Origin of the sequence: Ancylobacter pratisalsi (assembly GCF_010669125.1) — a bacterium.
GTDB classification, from domain to species: Bacteria; Pseudomonadota; Alphaproteobacteria; order Rhizobiales; family Xanthobacteraceae; genus Ancylobacter; species Ancylobacter pratisalsi.
The window spans coordinates 643893-665959 of the sequence record NZ_CP048630.1; the positions used below are offsets into that span (position 1 = coordinate 643893).

Annotated in this window: 18 protein-coding genes; 11 read left to right on the plus strand and 7 right to left on the minus strand. The window is 65.9% G+C overall.

The window, feature by feature from the left end:
• Nucleotides 1-75 precede the first annotated feature (75 nt).
• Nucleotides 76-513, minus strand: coding sequence for a GlcG/HbpS family heme-binding protein (locus G3A50_RS03235; RefSeq protein ID WP_163073918.1), 438 nt, complete (start codon nucleotides 511-513; stop codon nucleotides 76-78).
• A 214-nt stretch (nucleotides 514-727) separates the two neighbouring features.
• On the opposite strand from G3A50_RS03235, the gene G3A50_RS03240 reads away from it, so the two are divergent.
• From G3A50_RS03240 to G3A50_RS03250, 3 genes are all read left to right on the plus strand, one after another.
• Nucleotides 728-1711 (plus strand): TRAP transporter substrate-binding protein, encoded by a 984-nt coding sequence (locus G3A50_RS03240; protein ID WP_163073919.1) that lies wholly within the window; start codon nucleotides 728-730, stop codon nucleotides 1709-1711.
• Nucleotides 1712-1878: 167 nt separating this feature from the next.
• Nucleotides 1879-2430, plus strand: coding sequence for a TRAP transporter small permease (locus G3A50_RS03245; RefSeq protein ID WP_163073920.1), 552 nt, complete (start codon nucleotides 1879-1881; stop codon nucleotides 2428-2430).
• On the plus strand, nucleotides 2427-3746 hold the full coding sequence (locus G3A50_RS03250; protein ID WP_210255211.1) for a TRAP transporter large permease: 1320 nt from the start codon (nucleotides 2427-2429) through the stop codon (nucleotides 3744-3746). Before G3A50_RS03245 ends, G3A50_RS03250 begins: the two co-directional genes overlap by 4 nt.
• Before the next feature lie 391 nt (nucleotides 3747-4137).
• Here the strand turns inward: G3A50_RS03250 and G3A50_RS03255 are convergent, their stop codons facing one another.
• Complete coding sequence (locus G3A50_RS03255) at nucleotides 4138-7107, minus strand: FAD-binding and (Fe-S)-binding domain-containing protein (protein WP_163073921.1); 2970 nt, start codon at nucleotides 7105-7107, stop codon at nucleotides 4138-4140.
• A 244-nt stretch (nucleotides 7108-7351) separates the two neighbouring features.
• Here G3A50_RS03255 and G3A50_RS03260 point away from each other — a divergent pair, with 244 nt between their 5' ends.
• The 5 genes from G3A50_RS03260 to G3A50_RS03280 all read left to right on the plus strand — a co-directional run bounded on the left by G3A50_RS03260 (nucleotide 7352) and on the right by G3A50_RS03280 (nucleotide 12603).
• Nucleotides 7352-8557 (plus strand): pyridoxal-phosphate-dependent aminotransferase family protein, encoded by a 1206-nt coding sequence (locus tag G3A50_RS03260; protein ID WP_163073922.1) that lies wholly within the window; start codon nucleotides 7352-7354, stop codon nucleotides 8555-8557.
• Nucleotides 8558-8686: 129 nt separating this feature from the next.
• A complete protein-coding gene (locus tag G3A50_RS03265; RefSeq protein ID WP_163073923.1) occupies nucleotides 8687-9373 on the plus strand; it encodes a GntR family transcriptional regulator in 687 nt (228 codons plus the stop codon).
• 299 nt (nucleotides 9374-9672) lie between these two features.
• Complete coding sequence (locus tag G3A50_RS03270) at nucleotides 9673-10413, plus strand: GntR family transcriptional regulator (RefSeq protein WP_163073924.1); 741 nt, start codon at nucleotides 9673-9675, stop codon at nucleotides 10411-10413.
• 94 nt (nucleotides 10414-10507) lie between these two features.
• Entirely contained in the window at nucleotides 10508-11779 is a 1272-nt protein-coding gene (locus G3A50_RS03275; RefSeq protein ID WP_163073925.1) for a CaiB/BaiF CoA transferase family protein, read from the plus strand.
• Nucleotides 11779-12603 carry an enoyl-CoA hydratase/isomerase family protein gene (locus G3A50_RS03280; RefSeq protein WP_163073926.1) on the plus strand — a complete coding sequence of 275 codons (825 nt, stop codon included), beginning with the start codon at nucleotides 11779-11781 and terminating at the stop codon, nucleotides 12601-12603. The genes G3A50_RS03275 and G3A50_RS03280 overlap by 1 nt, the downstream gene beginning before the upstream one ends.
• A gap of 81 nt (nucleotides 12604-12684) precedes the next feature.
• Here the strand turns inward: G3A50_RS03280 and G3A50_RS03285 are convergent, their stop codons facing one another.
• The 5 genes from G3A50_RS03285 to G3A50_RS03305 form a co-directional block, all read right to left on the minus strand.
• Nucleotides 12685-13698, minus strand: coding sequence for an amino acid ABC transporter substrate-binding protein (locus G3A50_RS03285; RefSeq protein ID WP_163073927.1), 1014 nt, complete (start codon nucleotides 13696-13698; stop codon nucleotides 12685-12687).
• Nucleotides 13699-13736: 38 nt separating this feature from the next.
• On the minus strand, nucleotides 13737-14354 hold the full coding sequence (locus G3A50_RS03290; protein WP_163073928.1) for a L,D-transpeptidase: 618 nt from the start codon (nucleotides 14352-14354) through the stop codon (nucleotides 13737-13739).
• 217 nt (nucleotides 14355-14571) lie between these two features.
• Nucleotides 14572-15897 carry a xylose isomerase gene (gene xylA, locus G3A50_RS03295; protein ID WP_163073929.1) on the minus strand — a complete coding sequence of 442 codons (1326 nt, stop codon included), beginning with the start codon at nucleotides 15895-15897 and terminating at the stop codon, nucleotides 14572-14574.
• Nucleotides 15894-17351 (minus strand): xylulokinase, encoded by a 1458-nt coding sequence (gene xylB / locus G3A50_RS03300; RefSeq protein WP_163073930.1) that lies wholly within the window; start codon nucleotides 17349-17351, stop codon nucleotides 15894-15896. The genes xylA and xylB overlap by 4 nt, the downstream gene beginning before the upstream one ends.
• A gap of 35 nt (nucleotides 17352-17386) precedes the next feature.
• Nucleotides 17387-18424: a LacI family DNA-binding transcriptional regulator gene (locus tag G3A50_RS03305; protein ID WP_163073931.1), complete on the minus strand. Its 1038-nt coding sequence runs from the start codon at nucleotides 18422-18424 to the stop codon at nucleotides 17387-17389.
• A gap of 339 nt (nucleotides 18425-18763) precedes the next feature.
• Between G3A50_RS03305 and xylF the strand changes: the two genes are divergently transcribed.
• From xylF to G3A50_RS03320, 3 genes are all read left to right on the plus strand, one after another.
• Nucleotides 18764-19753, plus strand: coding sequence for a D-xylose ABC transporter substrate-binding protein (gene xylF / locus G3A50_RS03310; RefSeq protein ID WP_246252551.1), 990 nt, complete (start codon nucleotides 18764-18766; stop codon nucleotides 19751-19753).
• Nucleotides 19754-19847: 94 nt separating this feature from the next.
• Complete coding sequence (locus G3A50_RS03315; protein WP_163073933.1) at nucleotides 19848-21158, plus strand: sugar ABC transporter permease; 1311 nt, start codon at nucleotides 19848-19850, stop codon at nucleotides 21156-21158.
• A gap of 88 nt (nucleotides 21159-21246) precedes the next feature.
• On the plus strand, nucleotides 21247-21993 hold the full coding sequence (locus tag G3A50_RS03320; protein WP_246252554.1) for an ATP-binding cassette domain-containing protein: 747 nt from the start codon (nucleotides 21247-21249) through the stop codon (nucleotides 21991-21993).
• Nucleotides 21994-22067: the final 74 nt, after the last annotated feature.

The window sequence follows — 22067 nt, forward strand, 5'->3', positions numbered from 1 at the left end:
GATGTGACCCTCGCAAGGCGCAATCACGGCAAAACCGGAGGCGAGGCAAGTGGCGAATGGTTACCTCCGCCCTGGTCAGTCCGCGCCGGGGTCGGCGGTCAGGCCCGCGGCCGCGATTCCCGCGCTCGCCGCCGCTTCGTCATTCTCGGATGTGTCGCCGGAAATCCCGACCGCGCCGATCACCGCGCCGCCAGAATCGCGGATCAGCACACCACCGGGCACAGGCACGAGCGCGCCACCGGCAACATGGCTGATCGCCGCAACGAAGAAGGCCTGCTCCTTTGCGCGCTTGAAGATCGAGCGCGAGCCCATGCCCAGCGATAGCGCGCCATAGGCCTTTCCATGGGCTACCTCGAAGCGCTTCAGGCTGGTGCCATCCTCGGTGGCGGCCGCTTTCACCGCGCCGCGGGCGTCGAGCACAACCACCGCCATCGGCTTGAAGTTGCCCTTGCGGCAATGATCCAATGCAGTGGAGAGAATGGTCTGGGCAGCGTTAAGGCTGAGGTCCGGCATGATTTTTTCCTGTCTCGGCTGGCGTCGCTCTGCGCCCCGAATGTCCCTTTCAACAGCCATGCGTCAAGTCTCGCCTTGCCTTCTGTCGGAATTTTTGCATTCATAATTAGTAGTGCGGATTGAGTGTCAGATTCCCATGAGGGGTTTGCGCGGGTCCACGCCGTAACGAGACCGGAAAAAATCCGGCCGTCGAGGAAACCAAAAGGAGCTTGCCATGATCCGCCTCGCGCGAATCGTGTCGGCGGTTGCCGGCACTGTTCTGCTTGCCTCGGTTGCAACTGCAGAACCCATCGAGATCAAACTCGGCCATGTCGGTGAACCCGGCTCCCTGTTCGATCAGACCTCCCAGGAGTTCGCCAAGCGTGCGAACGAGAAGCTCGGCGACAAGGCGAAAGTCGTCGTCTACGGCTCCAGCCAGCTCGGCAATGACGGCGAGCTTCTGAAAAAGCTCAAGCTCGGCACGGTCGATCTGGCCCTGCCCTCCACCGTCATGACCACGGTGGCGCCGGAGTTCGGCGTGTTCGAGATGCCCTATCTGGTCAAGGACCGCGACCACGCCGCGAAGATCCGCGAAGCTGTCATCAACCCGGTGCTGATCCCGATTGCCAAGGAAAAGGGCTACGAGATCCTCGCCACCTGGGAGAACGGCTTCCGCCAGATCACCAACAACACCCGACCGATCGTCAAGCCGGAAGACCTCAAGGGCATCAAGCTGCGCACCCCCAAGGGCGTGTGGCGCGTGCGCATGTTCCAGGCCTATGGCGCAACGCCGAGCCCGATGGCGCTTTCCGAAGTGTTCGTCGCGCTGCAGACTGGCGTGATGGACGGTCAGGAGAACCCGCTGGCCCAGATCTACCCCTCGCGCTTCCAGGAAGTGCAGAAATACCTGTCGATGAGCGGCCACGTGTACACGCCGGCCTACCTCACCGCCGGCCGCAGCTGGTCGCGCCTGCCCCCCGATGTCCAGAAGACCCTCGCCGAGACCGCCATCGAGATGCAGCCCGTCGCTCTCGAGATTGCCGCGAATCTCGACAAGGAACTGCTCGGCAAGCTCAAGGACGCCGGCATGCAGGTGAACGAGGTCGACAAGGCGGCCTTCATCGCCGCGAGCAAGCCGGTCTACGAGCAGTTCGCCGCGGAAGTTCCCGGCGGCCAGAAGCTGATCGACGACTCGCTGGCGCTGGGCAAGGGCTCCTGAGCCCCTCCTTCTTCTGAGCTTCATGGGTTCCCGAGCCTCTCGGGGACCCACTCCTCCAAGTCCGAGAATGAGGCGGGGACGCACGCGCTCGTCCCCGCCAGTCCCGCGACGCCCCGCCGCCCGTCTGACGTGCGGGCGCCCGACGCCACGGCCCATGGAAAACTGACATGCTTGCAATCAAAAGGATCTATGACCGGATCCTGGAAGTGATCGCCGCAGTATTGATGGCGGGATTGACCATCATCATCGTGCTCGGCTTCGTCTTCCGGGCCCTCGGCCTTTCGCTCGTCTGGTATGACGAGATCGCCTCCATCGGCCTCTGCTGGCTGACCTATTACGGCAGCGCGCTCGCGGCACTGCGCGGGGCACATATCGGCTTTCCGGGTATCGTCAACGCATTCCCGCCGGGACTGCGCGTCGCGGCCACCATCTTCGCCGAGATCGTCGTTCTCGCCTTCTTCGGCATTGTCACTGTGACCGGCCTCGAAGTGCTCGACATCCTTCAGGGCGACACGCTCGTCTCCCTTCCCTCCGTTTCCCTTGTCGTGACGCAGTCGGTCATTCCGATCACGGCGGTGCTGATCATCATCGCCGAGCTGTTGCGCTTTCCGGAAGTCCTGGCCGCTGCCCGTGGCGCTGGCTTCGAGGATCACGAACTCAAGGAAGCCCTCGAAACCATCAATGAGCCCTCGTCGGCCAGCACCGGAGCCGCGCGATGACCGGTACCATCGGCTTTATGTTTCTTGGCCTGTTCGGCATGGTTCTTCTGAACGTGCCGATCGCCATCGCGCTCGGCATGGTCGCGGTGATCGCGATCTGGGTGAGCCAGGGCGCCGACATGCTTCCGAACGTGGCGCTCGTCATGTTCGAGGGCGCGACCAACTTCCCGCTGTTGGCGATCCCGCTGTTCATTCTCGCCGGCGGCATCATGAACTCGTCGTCGATCTCGCGGCGCCTGGTCAATCTCGCCTCAGCGATGCTCGGCTTCATCCGTGGCGGCCTCGCCATGGTGACGATCGGCTCGTCCATGTTCTTCGCCGAGATTTCGGGTTCGGCGGTGGCGGGCGTTGCCGCGCTCGGCTCTCTGCTGATCCCGGCGATGAAGAGCCGTGGCTACAGCAAGGAGTTCGCGGCCGCGATTTCCTCGTCCTCGGCCAGCCTCGCGATCATCCTGCCGCCCTCGATCCCGATGATCCTGTACGCCGTCATGGCGCAGGTTTCGGTGGTGAAGATGTTCATCTCCGGTCTTCTGCCCGGCCTGCTGGGCGGCGTAGGACTGGCGGCGGCGAGCTGGTACTACGCGGTCAAGAATGACTTCCCGGTCGAGCAGCGCTTCGCCTGGAGCCGCCTTGCTACCGCCTTCCGCGAGGCGCTTTGGGCGCTGATGCTGCCGGTCATCATTCTCGGCGGCATCTTCGGCGGCTTCGTGACGGCAACCGAGGGCGCGGCCGTGGCGGTGCTCGCCGCGCTGTTCATCTCGATCGTCGTTTACCGCGAGCTGAACTTCAAGGCGCTCTACCGCGCCCTGATCGACAGCGCGCTGCAGACGGCGGTGGTCATGCTGCTGGTCGCCGCATCGGCGCTGGTCGGCGTGTTCCTCACCGAGAGCCGGGTGCCGCAGGCGCTGGCGCAGTCCATCGCGGAAGTCACCACCAACCCCTACATGGTGCTGCTCCTGCTGAACGTGCTGTTCCTCATCCTCGGCATGTTCCTGCACTCGGCGGCGGCCATCATCCTCACCGTGCCGATCGTCCTGCCCCTGATCCAGCAGGTCGGCATCGACCCGGTGCACTTCGGACTGGTGCTCACGCTGAACCTCGCGATCGGCCAGCAGACCCCGCCCGTGGCTTCGGTGCTGATCGCCGCGTGTTCGATCGCCAAGGCCGACATCTGGCAAACCACCAAGGCCAATCTCGGCTTCCTGCTGGTCCTGGTAACGGTGCTGCTGATCTGCACCTACGTGCCCTGGTTCGCTCTGGCGCCGACGCAGTGGTTCTACGGCGATCCCACCATCGGAATGATGCCGACGAACTAGGTCCGCCGACATCGGCAACCAAACGTGCACCTTGCCCCCCTCCCCGGCCGCCATGCCGGGGAGGTTTTTTTATGCTCCAGCAACCGCTTCCAGTTCGCGAAGAGGGAGACCCCGCGTCACGCCTGCCCCGGACCAATGGCGACGGACAAACGCGTCTCATCGGGGCTCCAGGCGCCGCCGATACCGCCCGCCTCTCGTCATCCGCCGCCGTCAGGCCTCACAGGCAGAGGCCCGCCCAGTCTGAGGACGTCCATCCCTGCAAGACACGGCCGGCGGGCCGCGCGACACACCAACGTCTTGACTTCCCCATCCTCGCCAGCAACGAAAAAGGGGCCGCCGGCACACGACCGGCGGCCCCCTCACATCACGGCAAATGGCCGCGAGCGCGATCCTACTCGGCGGCTTCCAGCTCTCGGGCGGCAACGCGGGCCGCCGCCAGGCTCTTCGCCAGCACCTGCACCACATGCACCGCCTCGCGGTCGGCACCATCGTGGATCTGGTGGCGGCAGGAGGTGCCGTCGGCAACGACCAGTGTGCCCGGTTCGGCCTGGCGCACGGCGGGCAGCAGCGAGAGCTCGGCCATGGCTATCGAGGTATCGATGGTCTCGGCGTGGTAGCCGAAGGCCCCCGCCATGCCGCAGCAGCTTGATTCCACGGTCTCGACCACAAGGCCCGGCACAAGCCGCAGCGCCTTCTCCACCGCGCCCATGGCGCCAAACGACTTCTGATGGCAATGGCCGTGCAGAAGTGCCTTCTCGGCGATGGGCGCGAGCGGCAGGTGGAACCTTCCGGCCTCGATCTCGCGGGCGATGAACTCCTCCAGCAGCAGGGCGTGCGCGCTCAGCCGCTGGGTGTCCTCGCCGGGAAGCATGGAAGGCAGCTCGTCGCGGAAGGCGAGCAGGCAGCTCGGCTCAAGACCGACCACCGGCACGCCGCGCGTGACGAACGGCGCGTAGGTCTCGATCACCCGCGCCGCTTCCGCCCTCGCCTGATCCACCAGCCCGGCCGAGAGGAAGGTGCGTCCGCAGCACAGTGCGCGGTTCTTCCCGTCCACCGGACGGGGCATGTGCACGCGATAGCCGGCCGCAACCAGCACCTCCAGCGCCGCGACGATGTTCTCTTTCTCGAACCAGCGGTTGAACGTATCCGCGAACAACACGACCTCGCGGCCGTCCGCCGGGCCAAAGGCCGTCTGGTCCTCGCGGAAGGCATCGGCGCGCCAGCGCGGCAGGGTCCGCCGGGCGCTGAACTGGGCGATGATCTCCGAGAACTTCGCCGCTCCCGGAATCTGGTCGCGCAGGTTGAGCAGCCAGGGAACCTTCGAGGCAAAGGCCGCGTAGTGCGGCAGATACGCCACCAGCCGCTGGTGCAGGCTGATGCCTTTCGCCCGCGCCCTTGCCGCCAGGGCCTCGATCTTCATCTTGGCCATGTCGACGCCGGTCGGGCATTCGCGCCGGCAGCCCTTGCAGGAGACGCAGAGTTTCAGCGTCTCCATCATCTCGTCGGAAGCCAGCGCATCGGGACCGAGCCGGCCGGAGATGGCGAGCCGCAGTGTGTTGGCGCGCCCGCGCGTGACGTCCTTCTCGTTGCGCGTAACGCGGTAGCTCGGGCACATCACGCCGGCGACGGCCTTTCGGCAGGCCCCATTATTGTTGCACATCTCGATCGCGCCCTGCAGGCCCCCGCCCTCGCCGGAATAGCCTGACCAGTCGAGTGCGGCCCTGATGGGCGCGACCTTGTAGTCGGGCGCGTAGCGAAACAGGCTGCGGTCGTCGAACTTAGGCGGGCGCACGATCTTCCCGGGATTGTAGAGTCCCTTGGGATCGAAGCGGTCCTTCACCTGCTCGAAGGCGTGGACGAGGCGGGTGCCGAACATCTTCTCGTGGAATTCGGAGCGGACGATGCCATCGCCATGCTCGCCCGAATGCGAGCCCTTGTACTCGCGCACCATATCGAAGGCTTCCTCGGCGATGGCGCGCATCGCCTTGACGTCTTTCTCAAGGCGCAGGTTCAGCACCGGGCGCACGTGCAGGCAGCCTTCGGAGGCGTGCGCATACCAGGTCCCTCGGGTGCCGTGCTTCTCGAACACCCTGGTCAGGCGCTCGGTATAGTCCGCCAGATGCGGCAGCGGCACGGCGCAGTCCTCGACGAAGGAGACCGGCTTTCCCGCCTGCTTCATCGACATCATGATATTGAGGCCGGAGGTACGCACATCCGCGATCGCGGCCTGAAGGCCGGGCTCGTGCACGGGCACCACGCCGCCCCATTTCGCGCCGGAACGGTCCCAGCCGAAGCCAAGATCGCCCATCGTCTCCTCAAGCAATTTCAGGCGGCGCGCATTCTCGGCGTCGTCCTCGGCGAACTCGACCAGCAGGATCGCGGCCGGCTCTCCGCGCACGAACTGCTTCAGGGTCGCCTGGAACATGGGAATTTCGCTGGCGAGTGCGAGCAGGGTGGAATCCACCAGTTCCACCGCGATCGGCTTGAGCCGTACCAGATGCTGGGCCGCGTCCATCGCCTCGTAGAAGCTGCCGAAATGGCAGGCCCCGACCACCTTGCGGCCGATCACCGGCCAGAGCTTGAGCTCGATCCGGGTCGAATAGGCGAGCGTGCCTTCCGAGCCGACAAGAAGATGGGCGAGGTTGTAACCCTGCTCATTGGGAACCAGCGCATCGAGATTGTAGCCGCCGACCCGGCGCTGGACATGGGGGAAGCGCTCGGCCACCTCCGCCGCCTCGCGCGCGCCGATATCGAGCAGATCGCGCGCCAGCGGCGCCAGCGGCGAATCACCGGGCAGGCCCGACAGATTGTGGTCGACCCGCCCGAAATGGGCCTTCACGCCATCGGCCAGCATGGCATCGATGGAAATGACGTTGTCGCGCATGGTGCCGTAGCGCAGCGAACGTCCGCCGCAGCTGTTGTTGCCCGCCATGCCGCCGATCGTGGCCCGGCTCGCTGTTGAAACGTCGACCGGGTACCACAGGCCATGCTTGCGCAACTGCCGGTTCAGATCATCGAGCACGATGCCCGGCTCGACAATGCAGCGCCGTCCCTCGACGTCGAGCTCAAGGATACGGTTGAGGTACTTCGAGCCGTCGACGATAAGCGATTCGTTGATCGTCTGACCGCATTGCGAGGTACCGCCGCCGCGCGGTGTCACGGGAATGCCCTCGGCGCGCGCCAGCGCGATGGCGCGCTCGGCTTCTTCCGTGGTCCGTGGCACGACGACGCCAAGCGGCATGATCTGGTAAAACGACGCATCGGTCGCGTAGCGGCCACGGTTGAACCGATCGAACAACACCTCGCCCGAGACTTCCGCCTTCAGGCGACGCTCCAACCCCGGCGCCAACCGTGCAGCCATGATGCTTTCCTTCCCTGTGCCCCGCTCGTTCGCCGCCACGCGGCCCCGGTGGACTTGATCGCATTTTGCATTCATAATTCATTTATGCAAGATCGGAAGCTGGAAGCGGGGCCTCCGGTGGAGGTCCACGACCGCGAGATCCAGGACCGACGGAAGACCAGAACCGCTGGAAGACTGGGACCGCTTGCAGGTCAGTAACCGGCCGCGATCAATCAACGCGCGCCGTGAAGGGGAGAGAACGCCTATGTCCACCAATGCCGCCCGGGTCGCCGGCCGCCATTTCCTGCAGATTCCCGGCCCCACCCCGGTGCCCGACCGTATCCTGCGGGCGATGGACATGCCGACCATCGACCACCGGGGCCCCGAGTTCCAGAAGCTCGGTCGCCGCGTGCTCGAAGGCATCAAGACCATCTTCAAGACCGACAGCCCGGTGATCATCTACCCGGCCTCGGGCACCGGCGCGTGGGAAGCCGCGCTCGCCAATGTGCTGTCGTCCGGCGACAAGGTGCTGATGTTCGAAACCGGACACTTCGCCACGCTGTGGAAGAACATGGCGATCAAGCTCGGCCTCAAGCCCGAGTTCATCGCCTCCGACTGGCGCATCGGTGCTGATGCAGCCGCCATCGAGGCGAAGCTGCGCGAGGACAAGAACCACGAGATCAAGGCGGTCTGCGTGGTCCATAATGAGACCTCGACCGGCTGCATCACGCGCATTCCCGAAGTGCGCAAGGCGATCGACGCAGCCGGCCATCCCGCCCTGCTGCTGGTCGACACCATCTCCTCGCTGGCTTCGATCGACTTCCGCCACGATGAATGGGGCGTGGATGTCACCGTCTCCGGCTCGCAGAAGGGCCTGATGCTGCCGCCCGGCCTCTCCTTCAACGCCCTGTCCGACAAGGCGCTGGCGGCGGCCAAGGGGTCGACCATCCCCAAGCTGTTCTGGTCGTGGGAAGAGATGCTCCCTCACAACGAGAAGGGCTATTTCCCCTACACGCCGGGCACCAACCTGCTCTACGGCCTGGCCGAGGCGATCGACATGCTGCACGAGGAAGGTCTCGACAACGTGTTCGCCCGCCACGACCGTCACGCGGAAGCCACCCGCCGCGCCGTGCGCGCCTGGGGGCTTGAAGTGCTGTGCCGCGAGCCGAAGGACTACTCGTCCTCGCTCACCGCCGTGCTGATGCCCGAGGGCCACGACGCCGACGCCTTCCGCGAGAAGACGCTGGCGCATTTCGACATGTCGCTCGGCACCGGCCTGACCAAGCTCTCCGGCCGCGTGTTCCGCATCGGCCATCTGGGCGACACCAATGACCTCACCATGCTCGGCGCCCTGTCGGGCGTGGAGATGGGTCTGTCGCTCGCGGGCGTTCCCCACAAGAAGGGTGGCGCGCAGGCGGCGATGGACTACCTGACCGAATGCGCCGCCCGGCCGATGAAGGCCGCCGCCTGAGACAGAATGATCTGTTTCGGATGAGTACTATTGTCCCGGCCGGCTTGCCGCTATTGCCGGCCGGGGCCATTTAAGGTCGAATTAGGACTGGTTCACCGCCGCAACGTGCGGCCTCGGAGTTCTCGCCGCATGGCGATGTCGGATACGGCCATTATTCGTCGGCGCAGCCTGCATGATGAGCTTGCCGCTCAGCTTCGTGACATGCTGGTCAATGGCGAACTGAAAGCCGGCGACAAGATTTCGGAGCAGGGCCTGTGCACCCGCTTCGGGGTGTCGCGCACGCCGCTGCGCGAAGCGCTCAAGGTGCTCGCCAATGAGGGGCTGCTGATTCTCTCGCCCAATCGCGGCGCCAGCGTCGCCCGGGTCAGCCCGGAAGAAGTGGACGAGCTTTTCCCCATCATGGGTGCGATGGAAGCGCTGGCCGGCGAAGCCGCCTGCGCCAACGCCAGCGATGCCGACATCGCCGAGATGCAGGTCATGCACGACGAGATGCTGGCAGCCTATCGCGCCAGTGATGCCGCAACCTATCTGCGCCTCAACCGCCAGATCCACGAGGCGTTCTTCGACCTTGCCGGCAACCATGCGCTGACGCAGTTTTACCAGACCCTGATGGTGCGCATTCACGCCGTGCGGTTCTTCGCCCAGAAGTCCAGCGCGCGCTGGCGCGAGGCGGTCGAGGACCATGAGGCGATGATGGCGGCGCTGAAGGCGCGCGATGGCGTCCGGCTCGGCACCATCCTCAAGGAACATCTGCGCCACAAGGCGGCGATGGTGCACGAATCGCTTGGCCCGCTTGGCAATGAGGCCGCCGAATAACACCCCCCCTCTCCTTACGGAGCGGCCGCGCGAGGGGTTTCGCCTGCACATCTATAATTATTGATGCAATTGGCCTGATGCGATAGGTTGGTTGAGTGGACGCCGTTTCTGCCGCGCCGACCACCGCCACCGGTCGCCGCTTACGCGGTCGAGCGGGCCAGCCACGGCAAACTTTGGGTATCCTGTGGCAGCGACATCCGGGAAGGTGCGCATCCGCTTCTTTTCGACATAGGCGATTCCCGTCTATTCTGCCGGAAGGGAACGCCAAGGCTCAGAAGAAGCCGCCAGGGAATCAGTGCATGCCGTCCAGCCCGCTTGTCCGCCATTCGCTCCACGAATCACTTGTGGCTCCCCTTCGGGAGATGATCCTCAAGGGTGAACTGCGTGCGGGTGAGAAAGTGCCCGAGGAACAGCTGTGCGAACGCTTTGGCGTTTCGCGTACGCCGATCCGCGAAGCCTTGAAGGTGCTGGCCGCCGAAGGTGTGCTGCAGATCCTGCCGCATCGCGGTGCCATCGTCGCCCGAATCACCGAAGAGCAGATCGAAGAGCTCTTCCCCATCATGGCCTCGCTCGAACGCCTCGCCGGCCTGCTCGCCTGCGAGCGCGCCACCGATGCCGACATCGCCCGTGTGCGCGCGCTGCACGAACGGATGATGGAGCATTTCGAGAAGGGCGAGGAAGTCGAGTATCTGCGCCATAACCGGCTGATCCACGAAGCGCATTTCGAGATCGCCGGCAATGTGACGCTCTCGGCCTTCTACCAGCAGACCCTCACCCGAATCCATGCCTGCCGCTTCGTCGTGCGCAAGAGCCGGGAGCACTGGGCAGCGGCCGTCGCCGAGCACCAGCAGATGGTCGAGGCGCTGGAAGCGCGCGACGGACCACGCCTCGCCGCGCTGCTTGAGGCGCACGTCACCGGCACCACCGCCGGCATTGCGCGCGCCTTTATCCACCGCCTTGCCGAACAGCCTGTCCCCGCCGCGCCGGACGCGCGGACGAGTGTCCGGGGACGCAAGACGCCAAGTTCGCTCAACGTCTGAAGTCCCCCGGCCCGTTTGGGGGACGTCGTTTTGCGTTCGTAATTATTGATTGTGAATTCGGGCGAACAAGGCCCAATCGCAGAGAGGAAATGCCATGAGCGATGTTCTGGATCAGGCTCGTGAAAAGCCGGAAGCCAACCCGCAGCGTCAGGCCGAGGCGGCGCCGGCGCAGCGCCCCCTGCCGCTGGCCGGGGTGCGCGTCCTCGACGTCAGCCAGGTGATGGCCGGGCCTTACAGCTGCATGCTGCTGGGCGATCTCGGCGCCGATGTCATCAAGATCGAGCCGCCGGGAACCGGCGACCAGACGCGCGGCGCCATGGGGTTCAAGATGAAGGGGCCCGACAGCATGGGCTTCCTCAACATGAACCGGAACAAGCGATCAGTTGCCATCAACCTCAAGACCGACGCCGGCCGCGAGGTGTTCTACGAACTGGTGAAGTCCGCCGATATCCTGGTCGAGAACTATCGTCCTGGCGTGATGAAGAAGCTGAAGTGCGACTATGAAACGGTCGCCGCGCTCAATCCCCGCCTCGTCTACGCCTCCATCTCCGGCTTTGGCCAGACCGGCCCCTGGGCGGGCCGCCCGGGCTTCGACCTGATGGCGCAGGCCATGTCCGGCGTCATGAGCGTCACCGGCCATCCCGGCGGCCCGCCGGTCAAGGCCGGCGTCCCCGTCGCGGATATCGGCTGCGGCCTGTTCGCCACCTATGCCGCCCTTGCGGCCTATATCGGCGCCAAGAACACCGGACAGGGCCAGTATATCGACGCCTCGCTGTTCGAGGCGGCGCTGGCCTTCTCGGTCTGGGACATCTCCGAATATTGGGGCCGCGGCACCCCCCCGATTCCGCTCGGCACGGCAAACCGCATGAGCGCGCCCTATCAGGCGGTCAGGTCGCAGGACGGCTATTTCGTCATGGGGGCCACCAACCAGAAGCTCTGGCTACAGCTCTGCGAGACGCTGGGGCGCCCCGATCTGGTGGAGGATCCCCGGTTCAAGACCAATCCCGACCGGCTCGCCCATCGCGAGGTGCTGATCGAGGAACTGGAGAAAACCTTCGTCACCCGCACCTCCGACGACTGGGTCGAGACGCTGCTCGGCGTCGGCATTCCCGCCGGCACCATGTACACCTACCCCGAAGCCTTCGAGAGCGAGCACGGTCGTCACCGGCAGATGCGCATGGAAATCGATCACCCCAATGAGGGCAAGGTGTCGAACATCGGCTTCGCCGTGAAGCTGACCGGCACCCCGCAGCAGGTGCGTCTGCACCCGCCGCTGCTCGGCGAGCACACCAGCGACGTGCTCCGGGAAATCGGCCTCGATGCCGCGGCCGTCGAGGGGTTCACCGCGCGCGGAGCCTTTTCCTGATGAACCTCGCCACCAAACCCGAAGCCGCCCCATCGGAGAACGCCTCTTCCGCCGCCAGCGAGGGCCGCGTGCGTCTCTCCATCGAGGGCGCCATTGCCCGCATCACCTTCGACCGTCCGGCCGCCCGCAACGCCATGACCTGGCGGATGTACGAGGAACTGGCGCAGGCCTGCCGCAGCATCGCGGCCTCCCCCGCGATCCGCGTGGCGGTGCTGCGCGGCGCCGGTGGCAAGGCGTTCGTGGCCGGCACCGACATCGACCAGTTCCGCGCCTTCTCATCCGGCAATGACGGCATCGCCTATGAAGAAAAGGTGGAGGAGTTCGTCGGCACGCTGGAGGCGCTCTCCATACCCACCATCGCCGTGGTGGAAGGCTGGGCGGTAGGCGGGGGCATGGCGCTCGCGAATGCCTGCGACTTCCGCCTCGCGACACCCGGCGCGCGCTTCGGCGTGCCGATCGCGCGCACGCTCGGCAATTGCCTGTCGGCGTCCAACGTGCAGCGGCTGATCGCCACGCTGGGCCTTGATCTCGTGCGTCGGATGCTGCTGCTCGCCGAGATGCCGAAGGCCGAGGAGATGCCGGCGGGCTATGTGAGCGTCGTGCCGCCCGAGGACATCGATACCCGCCTTGACGAGCTGTGCACCCGGATCATCGGCAACGCCCCGATCACGCTGCGCGTGACCAAGGAGATCATCCGCCGGCTCGCCCACAATCCCAATGCTCCCGATGCGGATCTGGTGCGCGAGACCTATGGCAGCGCGGACTTCCGCGAGGGCGTCGACGCCTTTCTCGCCAAGCGGCCGCCGGAATGGCGCGGCGAGTAGGTGGCTCGACAGGTCATGAGAAAAGCCGGCACCCCTCGCGGGATGCCGGCTTTTCTTTTTGGTCCGGCAGGGCCGAAAGGCTCAGCGGATCGGCGGCGCGTACTGGATACCGCCGGCGCTCCACAGCTGGTTGATGCCGCGCGGAATGCCGAGCTTGGAGTTCGCGCCGATATTGCGCTCGAACACCTCGCCGTAATTGCCGACATTCTTCACGATCCGCACCGCCCAGTCCTTGGTGAGGCCGAGGTCCTCGCCATAGCTGCCATCGGTGCCGACAAAGCGCTTCACGTCCGGCTTCTGCGAGGCCAGCGCCGCATCGAGCGTGCCCTGGCTGATGCCGAGTTCCTCGGCGTTCAGCAGCGTGAAGAGGCTCCACTTCACGACGTTCTGCCACTTGTCGTCGCCCTGGCGCACCACCGGTCCGAGGGGCTCCTTGGAGATCACGTCGGGCAGCACGATGTAGTCCGCCGGCTTGTCGAGCTGAAGCCTCAGTGCATAGAGCTGAGAGACGTCAGTGGTCAGCACGTCGCATTTGCCGGTGTTGAAGGCCGCGACAAGCTCGCTGACGCCCGGAAGCTGGATCAGCTCCATCGCCATGTTGTTGGTCTTGAAATAGTCCTGCGCGTTCAACGCGCTGGTGGTGCCGCTCTGGGTGCACACCTTGGAACCGTCGAGTTCCAGCGAGCCGAGAACGTTCTTCGACACCGGCACCATGAAGCCCTGGCCGTCATAATAGGAGACCGCCGGGAAAATCAGGCCGAGGCCCGCCTCGCGGCCGAGCGTCCAGGTCGAATTGCGCGAGAGCAGGTCGATGTCGCCCTTCTGCAGGGCGGGGAAGCGTGCGTCCGCGGACAGCGGCACATACTCGACCTTCGAGGCATCGTCGAAGATGGCGGCAGCCACCGCCTTGCACATATCGACATCGAAGCCGGTCCACTGCCCCTTGTCGTCCTTGGACGCGAAGCCGTCGAGACCCTGGTTGACGCCGCATTTGAGCACACCGCGCGCCTTCACATCGCTCAGCGTATCGGCGTGGGCCAACCCGGCGGCCAGAAATGTGCCGGCGGCGGCCAGCGTGAGTGCGAACTTCTTCATGTTTCCCCCAGTCAAAAGCGCAGAGCGGCGCCGACGTTTCAGAGCTCAGGCGCCTGACGGATGATGACCTTCGTCCCCACCGGAACGCGGTTATAGAGGTCCTGCACGTCGGAATTCACCAGACGGAAGCAGCCCGACGAGATCGCCATGCCGATCGTGTTCGGCATATTGGTGCCGTGGATGCGGTAGACCGTGCTGCCCAGATAGAGAGCCGCGGCGCCCATGGGGTTGCCGGGGCCGCCGGCCATGAAGCGCGGCAGGTAGGGCTGGCGCTGGATCATCTCCGGCGGCGGCGTCCAGTCCGGCCACTCCGCCTTGCGGCTCACCTTCTGCAGGCCGGACCACTGGAACCCGTCGCGCCCGACGCCGATGCCGTAGCGGATGGCCCGGTTGTCGCCCAGCACGAGGTAGAGGAACCGCTCACTGGTATGAACGATGATGGTGCCCGGCGGTTCGTTGGTGCGGAAATAGACCGGCTGGCGGCGATAGGCCGGGTCCAGGCTCTCTTCCGCCGGCGAGGGCACATAGCCGGGCTTTTCCGGCACGTCGACGATCTGGTTTCCTATGGACGCGGACGGGCGCATCTGCGCCTCGGCGGCGGTGGCGGACAAGGCGGCAATGGCCGCACATACTGCCCAGACGGCACTCCTACGCATCTCGGTTCCCTCTCTTCCGGCGTCGCCTTGAGCGACGTGGCCATCCGCGCGCGCCGCGTTCATCGCGAACGGGCCAGCCGACGGACGACGATTCAAATCAGGTCGCACCCGGCGTGATCGAACGGGGGAAATGCCTATAAGTCAATCAAAGAGAGCGACAAGACGGCCTCCCGCACCCGCATGCGGGGTGCGGGCACGGGAGGCCTATTTCCGCCTTTCAGCGGAAATAGCTGCCGACCAGCGCTTCCAGCCGCTCCTGGCGGCCTGAGCGCGGCTGCGGATCGAGGTTCTCGGCTTCGGCGCGGGCGGCGATCGAGGCGAGCGTGGTGCCCGGCTGGAGCATCGCCTTGTTCTGCGGCTCGTTCCAGCCGGCATAGCGATCATCGACCGCCTGCTGCAACGCGCCATCCTTCAGCATGTCGGCCGCGACGAGCAGCGCGTGGGCACACACATCCATCGCCGCGACATGGGCGAGGATGAGATCCTCCGGGTCGATCGACTGACGACGGATCTTGGCGTCGAAGTTCGTGCCGCCGGTGGTGTAACCGCCGGCCCGCAGAATTTCGTACATGGCCAGCGCCGTGTCCTCGACATTGGTCGGGAACTGGTCGGTGTCCCAGCCGGACTGCGCGTCGCCCTTGTTCATGTCGATCGAACCGAAGATGCCGAGCGCCGCCGCCATGGCGATCTCGTGCTCGAAGCTGTGGCCCGCGAGCGTGGCGTGGTTGGCCTCGACATTGACCTTCACTTCCTTCTCCAGCCCGGCGCGGCACAGCAGGCCGTACACCGTGCTGACATCGAAGTCGTACTGGTGCTTGGTCGGCTCCTGCGGCTTGGGCTCGATCAGGATCGTGCCCTTGAAGCCGATCTTGTACTTGTGCTCGACGACGAGGTTGAGGAAGCGGCCCATCTGGTCGAGTTCGCGTTTCAGGTCGGTGTTGAGCAGGGTCTCGTAGCCCTCGCGACCGCCCCAGAGCACATAGTTCTCGCCGCCCAGTTCGTGCGTGATCTCCATCACGTTCTTCACCTGCGAGGCCGAGTAGGCGAACACGTCCGGATCGGGATTGGTCGAGGCGCCCGACATGAAGCGGCGGTGGGAGAACAGGTTCGCCGTGCCCCACAGCAACTTGACCTTCGAGCTCTCCATCTTCTTCGCGAAGATGTCGGCGATGGCCCGCACATTGGCGTTCGACTCTTTCAGGGTCTTGCCTTCGGGAGCGATGTCGCGGTCGTGGAAGCAGAAATAGGGCACGTCGAGAATGCGGAACATGTCGAAGGCGACGTCGGCCTTGGCGCGGGCGAGATCCATCTCGTCGCTGCCGTGCATCCACGGACGCAGGAACGTCTCACCGCCAAACGGGTCCCCGCCCGGCCAGGTGAAGCTGTGCCAGTAGGCGACGGCGAAGCGCAGATGGTCTTCCATGCGCTTGCCGAGCACGATCTGGTCGCGGTCGTACCAGCGGAAGCCGAACGGGTCGCGGCTGTCCCGCCCGACATAGCGCAGCGGTTCCAGCGTGGAGAAGAAGCGGGCGGGGGCATTCATGACGTCACTCCCTTAAGTGCGGGATACAGCGCGCGGTAGAGCCCGTGGCGATCCGCATAGGCTTGTTGAAGGGCGGGAACCGGCTCGATGGTCTCGATCCGTCGGGGCGGCAGGCAGATGTCGGCCGGGGCCTCGCCGGTCGCCGCCATGCGGGCCAGCCGCGCCGCGCCAAAGGCCCCTCCCCGCTCGCCATCCTCGATGCGATTGATCGGGATGCCGAGCACGCTCGCCAGCACGGCGGTCCAGAACCGCGAGCGCGAGCCGCCACCGATCACATCCGCCTGCGTCAGCGAGGTCCCGGCGGCGCCGAGCGCGTCGAGGCAATCGCGGAACGCGAAGGCGACGCCTTCGAGCACGGCCTGGGTCAGGTCCTCGCGCGTGGTGTCGTGGTCGAGGCCGATGAAGGAAGCACGGATCGCCGTGTCGTTGTGCGGCGTGCGCTCCCCGGACAGGTAGGGCAGGAACGTCGCCCGCGAGGGCTTGGACGGCGCATCCCCGAGTGGGGCCAGCAGGTCGCCCGGCGCCACATTCGCGGTCTGCGACCACCAGCCCAGCGCGGAGGCCGCGGAAAGGATCACGCCCATCTGGTGCCATGTCGCGGGAATGGCATGGCAGAAGGCATGAACGCTGGATTCCGGGTTCGGCGCGTAGCGGTCCGTCGTCGCCCAGAGCACGCCCGACGTGCCGAGCGAGACGAACGCATCGCCCGCGCGAATGGCGCCAAGCCCGATCGCGCCGGCCGCGTTGTCCCCGGCGCCGCCCGCCAGCACCGGCGGAGTGGTCATGCCCCAGCGCGCGGCAAGTTCCGGCTTGATACGCCCGGCGGCGGCGCTGCCTTCCACCAGGCGCGGCATGTGCTCGCGCGTAAGGTAGGTCGCGGCCAGCGCCTCGTCCGACCAGTCGCGGGCGCCGACATCGAGCCACAGCGTGCCCGATGCGTCGGACATCTCGTCGACCATCTCGCCAGTCAGGCAATAGCCAACATAGGCCTTGGGCAGCAGCACCTTGGCGGTGCGGGCGAAAATGTCCGGCTCGTGCTTTCTCACCCACAGCAGCTTCGGCGCGGTGAAGCCGGGAAATGCCAGATTGCCGGCGACCTGATGCAGCGCGGGAAAGCGCTCCTCCAGCTCCCGGCACTCGGCGAAGGAGCGGCCATCATTCCACAAAATGGCCGGACGCAGCACCGTGCCGGCGGCGTCGAGCAGCACCGCGCCATGCATCTGGCCGGAAAGGCCGATGCCGCGCACCGCGGCCAGGGCGGTCGGGTTCTGCGCCTTGAGGGCATCGATGCTGGCAAGCGTCGCCTGCCACCAGTCGGCGGGGTTCTGCTCGCTGAAACCAGGCTGCGGCCGGGAGATGGCCAGCGTCGTTTCACTCGTCGCGATCACCGACTGGGTGTCATCGACCAGCACCGCCTTGACCGCAGAGGTGCCGATATCGAGGCCGAGATACATGCCTCAAACCTTCCGAACTGAGAGAGTTGCGTGGATCACGGGAGGTTGTCCCGCACGAAGATGTCGATGCGAATACGCTCCTGCTCGTTAAGCAGGGGTTCGCCGGCGCAATGCGACAGCAGCACACGGGCCGCCGAGCGCGACTGGTGGCCTGGGTCCTGATTGATCACCGCGTCCATCACCCCGCGCAGCAGGAAGCGGCGGGTATCGTCGGTCAGATCATGACCGATGAAGACCAGATCCGAGGCGCGGTTTGCGGCGGAAATGGCGGCGGCGATGCCGCGATTTCCGGCGCCCACATTGTAGATTCCCACGAGGTCGGGCACGTCGCGCAGCATCTCGGTGGCGATGAGCTGGGTGCGCTCTTCCTCGTCGAAGCTCTCATGCGCCGGCAGCACCCGCAGCGCCGGGTATTCGCCCGCCATCACCTGAGTGAAGCCGAACTGCCGCTCGGCATGGTCGCGCAGCGCGGGCGTGCCGACGATCAGGCCGACCGACCCGCTGCGGCCGGCGGCAAAGCGCCCGAGCAGGGTGCCGGCGGTGCGTCCGGCGGCGATGTTGTCGATGCCGACATAGTGCAGCCGCTGCGAGGACGGCACGTCGGAGACCAGCGTCACCACGGCCACGCCCGCGGCGATGAGATCGTCGATGGCGGCACGCACGCGCGGATGGTCGAGCGCCACCACCGCGACCCCGTCATAATGGCCGATCAACCCCTCAAGCGCCGAGGCCAGCGTCTCCGGTGCGAACACGTCGACACGCAGCGTGTCGATGTAGCCATTGTTCACCGCGAGCCAGCGCGCCGTGTTCGTCACCTGCTCGCCGAGCATGCGCATGAACACGTTCGAACCGGCTGGCAAAACGAAGCAGAAGCGGTAGGTTTCCCCTCGCGCCAGACGGGCGGCGGCAAGGTTGGGGCGGTAGCCGAGGCGTGCCACCGCGTCCTTCACCCGTTCCGCCGTGACACCGCGCACGCCCGAGCGCCCATTGAGCACGCGGTCGGCCGTTGCCAGCGAGACGCCGGCCTCCCGGGCGACGTCCTGGAGGGTGATGCGAGAAACAGTTCTAGACATGGGGGCATGTTGCCCGCAAAATCTGAGGTACGCAACTCAAGAGGTGGGCCCGGCCTTAGACCAAGTGCCGAGGGTAAATTCAGGGTTGTTTTGCTAGCTTGCTCCAGAACCTTGTCCTCGATGATGGGGTCTGAAGGCCTGTCGGTCCACAGGATCGATCAAAAAAACGACGACTGAACCTCGCTTTGAGGTTCGAACGTCAGGCAAGGAGCCAGGCATGCGCTGCCCCTTTGAGGGTCGCGCCCAGCCGGCCGCCAACCGCGCAAGGCATCCTTTAGGGAGGACACCATGAAACTGAAACTGACCGTTACCGCCGCAGCCTTCGCCACGCTCGCGGCCATGGGCATCGCCCGTGCCGAGGACGTCGTCGTGGGCGTGAGCTGGTCGAATTTCCAGGAAGAACGCTGGAAGACCGACGAGGCCGCCATCAAGAAGGCACTCGAGGCCGCCGGCGCCAAGTACATCTCCGCCGACGCCCAGTCCTCGGCCTCCAAGCAGCTCTCGGACGTCGAGGCGCTGATCGCGCAGGGGGCCAATGCCCTGATCATCCTCGCGCAGGATTCCGATGCCATTTCCCCCGCCATCACCAAGGCGGAAAACGAGGGCATTCCGGTCGTCGGCTATGACCGCCTGATCGAGAACCCGGCCGCCTACTACATCACCTTCGACAACAAGGAAGTCGGGCGGCTGCAGGCGGCCGAGGTGATGAAGATCAAGCCGAAGGGCAACTACATCTTCATCAAGGGCTCGGCCTCCGACCCCAATGCCGACTTCCTGTTCTCCGGCCAGATGGAAGTGCTGAAGCCCGCCATCGACAAGGGCGACATCAAGAATGTCGGCGAGGCCTACACTGACAGCTGGCTGCCGGCGAACGCCCAGCGCAACACCGAGCAGTTCCTCACCGCCGCCAACAACAAGGTCGACGCCGTCGTCGCCTCCAATGACGGCACGGCCGGCGGCGCCATCGCCGCGCTCGCCGCTCAGGGCCTTGCCGGTTCGGTCCCGGTCTCCGGCCAGGATGCCGACTTCGCGGCGCTGAACCGCATCGCCCTTGGCACCCAGACCGTCTCGGTGTGGAAAGACAGCCGGGAGCTGGGCAAGCGGGCGGCGGAAATCGCTCTCGAACTCGCCAAGGGCACCGATCCCAAGGCCGTCCCCGGCACCACCACCTTCACCGGTGGGCCCAAGGGCGTGGCGATGAACTCCACCTTCCTCAAGCCGGTGCCGATCACCAAGGACAATCTCGACGTCATCATCGAGGCCGGATGGGTGCCGAAGGCGACCGTCTGCCGGGGCGTGAAGCCCGGCACCGTGAAGGCCTGCAACTGACAAGAACAAGAACGGGCGGCGAGGGCTGGACCCCGCCGCCTGCCTGCCGGGCAAGGCGCGCGTGCGCGCATCCCGTGGGTCATGGAGGACGCTCATGAGCGATACCACGACGGCCGGCACGCCGGTTCCCTCTTCCCCGCCGAAATCAGCATCAAGCTCCTTCCTCGGTGCCCTGGAGATCGATGTCCGCTTCCTCGGCATGGTCGGCGCCCTCGCCGCCATCTGGATCGTGTTCGACATCCTTGCCGGCGGCACCTTCATCACGCCGCGCAATCTGTGGAATCTGTCGGTCCAGAGTTCCTCCATCGCGGTCATGTCCACCGGCATGGTGCTGGTCATCGTGATGCGCCACATCGACCTGTCGGTCGGCTCCATTCTCGGCGTCACCGGCATGATCATGGCGGTGTTCCAGTCGAGCTATCTGACGCCGGCGCTGGGCTTCAACAATCCGGGCGTGATGGCGCTCACCCTCGTCGCCGGCATCGCCGCCGGGGCGCTGATCGGCGCGCTGCACGGCTTCATCATCGCCTATCTCGGCGTGCCGGCCTTCATCGTCACGCTGGGCGGCCTGCTGGTCTGGCGCGGCGCGGCTTGGGCGGTCGCGGAAGGCAAGACCATTCCGCTGACCGACGACAACTTCAAGCTGCTGGGCGGTGGCGCCAACGGTTCGATCGGCTCCATGTGGAGCTGGATCGTGGCCATCATCGCCTGCGTCGCCATCGCCGCTGCCGCCATCCAGGCGCGCCGGCAGCGCCAGCGCTTCCACTTCCCGCTCAAGCCGATGTGGGCGGAAGCCTTCACGGTCGTGACCGGATGTCTGGCGGTCGTGGCCGCGACCATGGTGGTCAACGCCTACATGCTGCCCGCCGTCCTCGCCCGGCGCTATGCGCAGGCCGCGGGGATCGAGGTGCCGCCCGAGGGCCTGTCCATCAGCTTCGGCTATGCCGTGCCGGTGTTGGTTGCACTGGCGGTCGGCATCGTGATGACCTTCGTCACCAACCGGACCCGTTTCGGCCGTTACGTCTTCGCCATCGGCGGCAATCCCGAGGCGGCGGAGCTGGCGGGCATCAATACCAAGCGCGTCACGCTGGTGGTGTTCTCGCTTATGGGCGTGCTGGCGGCGATCGGCGCGGCGATTTCCACCGCCCGTCTCAACTCCGCGACCAACGCGCAGGGCACGCTCGACGAGCTCTACGTCATCGCCGCGGCGGTGATCGGCGGCACCTCGCTTTCCGGCGGCGCGGGCACCATTGCAGGTGCCATGCTCGGCGCCCTGGTAATGCAGAGCCTGCAGTCCGGCATGGTGCTGATGCGCGTCGACACGCCCTACCAGAACATCGTCGTCGGCGTCGTTCTGGTCTTCGCAGTGTGGATCGACACCGTCTACCGCAAGCGGTTCAAGTGAGGGCACGAACATGAACACGGCCACCACGACCCCGAGCGCGGCCGGAACCCGCGCCTCCGCCGCCCCCACCGGCACGCCGCTGGTGGAGATGCGCGATATCCGCATCTCCTTCGGCGGCATTCATGCCGTCGACGGCGTCTCGATCGACCTCCATCCCGGCGAGGTTGTCGGGCTGCTGGGCCATAACGGCGCCGGCAAGTCGACGCTGATCAAGATCCTCGCCGGTGCCTACCGCCCCGATTCCGGCGAGATCCGCATCAATGGCCAGCGCGTGGACATTTCCAACCCGCGCGACGCCAAGCGTCACGGCATCGAGACCATCTACCAGACCCTCGCTCTCGCCGATAACGTCGACGCCGCGGCCAACCTGTTCCTTGGCCGCGAACTGCGCACCGCCTGGGGCACGCTGGACGATGTCGCCATGGAGGCGGCGACGCGCGAGGTGATGGGCCGGCTCAACCCGAACTTCCGCAAGTTCAAGGAGCCGGTGCGCGGCCTCTCCGGCGGCCAGCGCCAGTCGGTCGCCATCGCCCGCGCCATCCACTTCAACGCCAAGATCCTGATCATGGACGAGCCGACCGCCGCGCTCGGCCCGCAGGAGACGGCGCAGGTGGCGGATCTGATCATGAAGCTCAAGGCCGATGGCATCGGCATCTTCCTCATCAGCCACGACATCCACGACGTCTTCGACCTCGCGGACCGGGTCAGCGTGATGAAGAACGGCAAGCTGGTCGGCACCGCGCGCACCTCCGACGTCACCAAGGACGAGGTGCTGGGCATGATCATTCTGGGCAAGACCCCGCCCGGCGCCATTCCCGGCCCCGGCGCGGACTGATCCGCGCCGGCCATCCACACACGCGAGAACAGCGGCGCCTTGCCGCTGTTCCGCCTCGCCCGGGCCCATGCTAG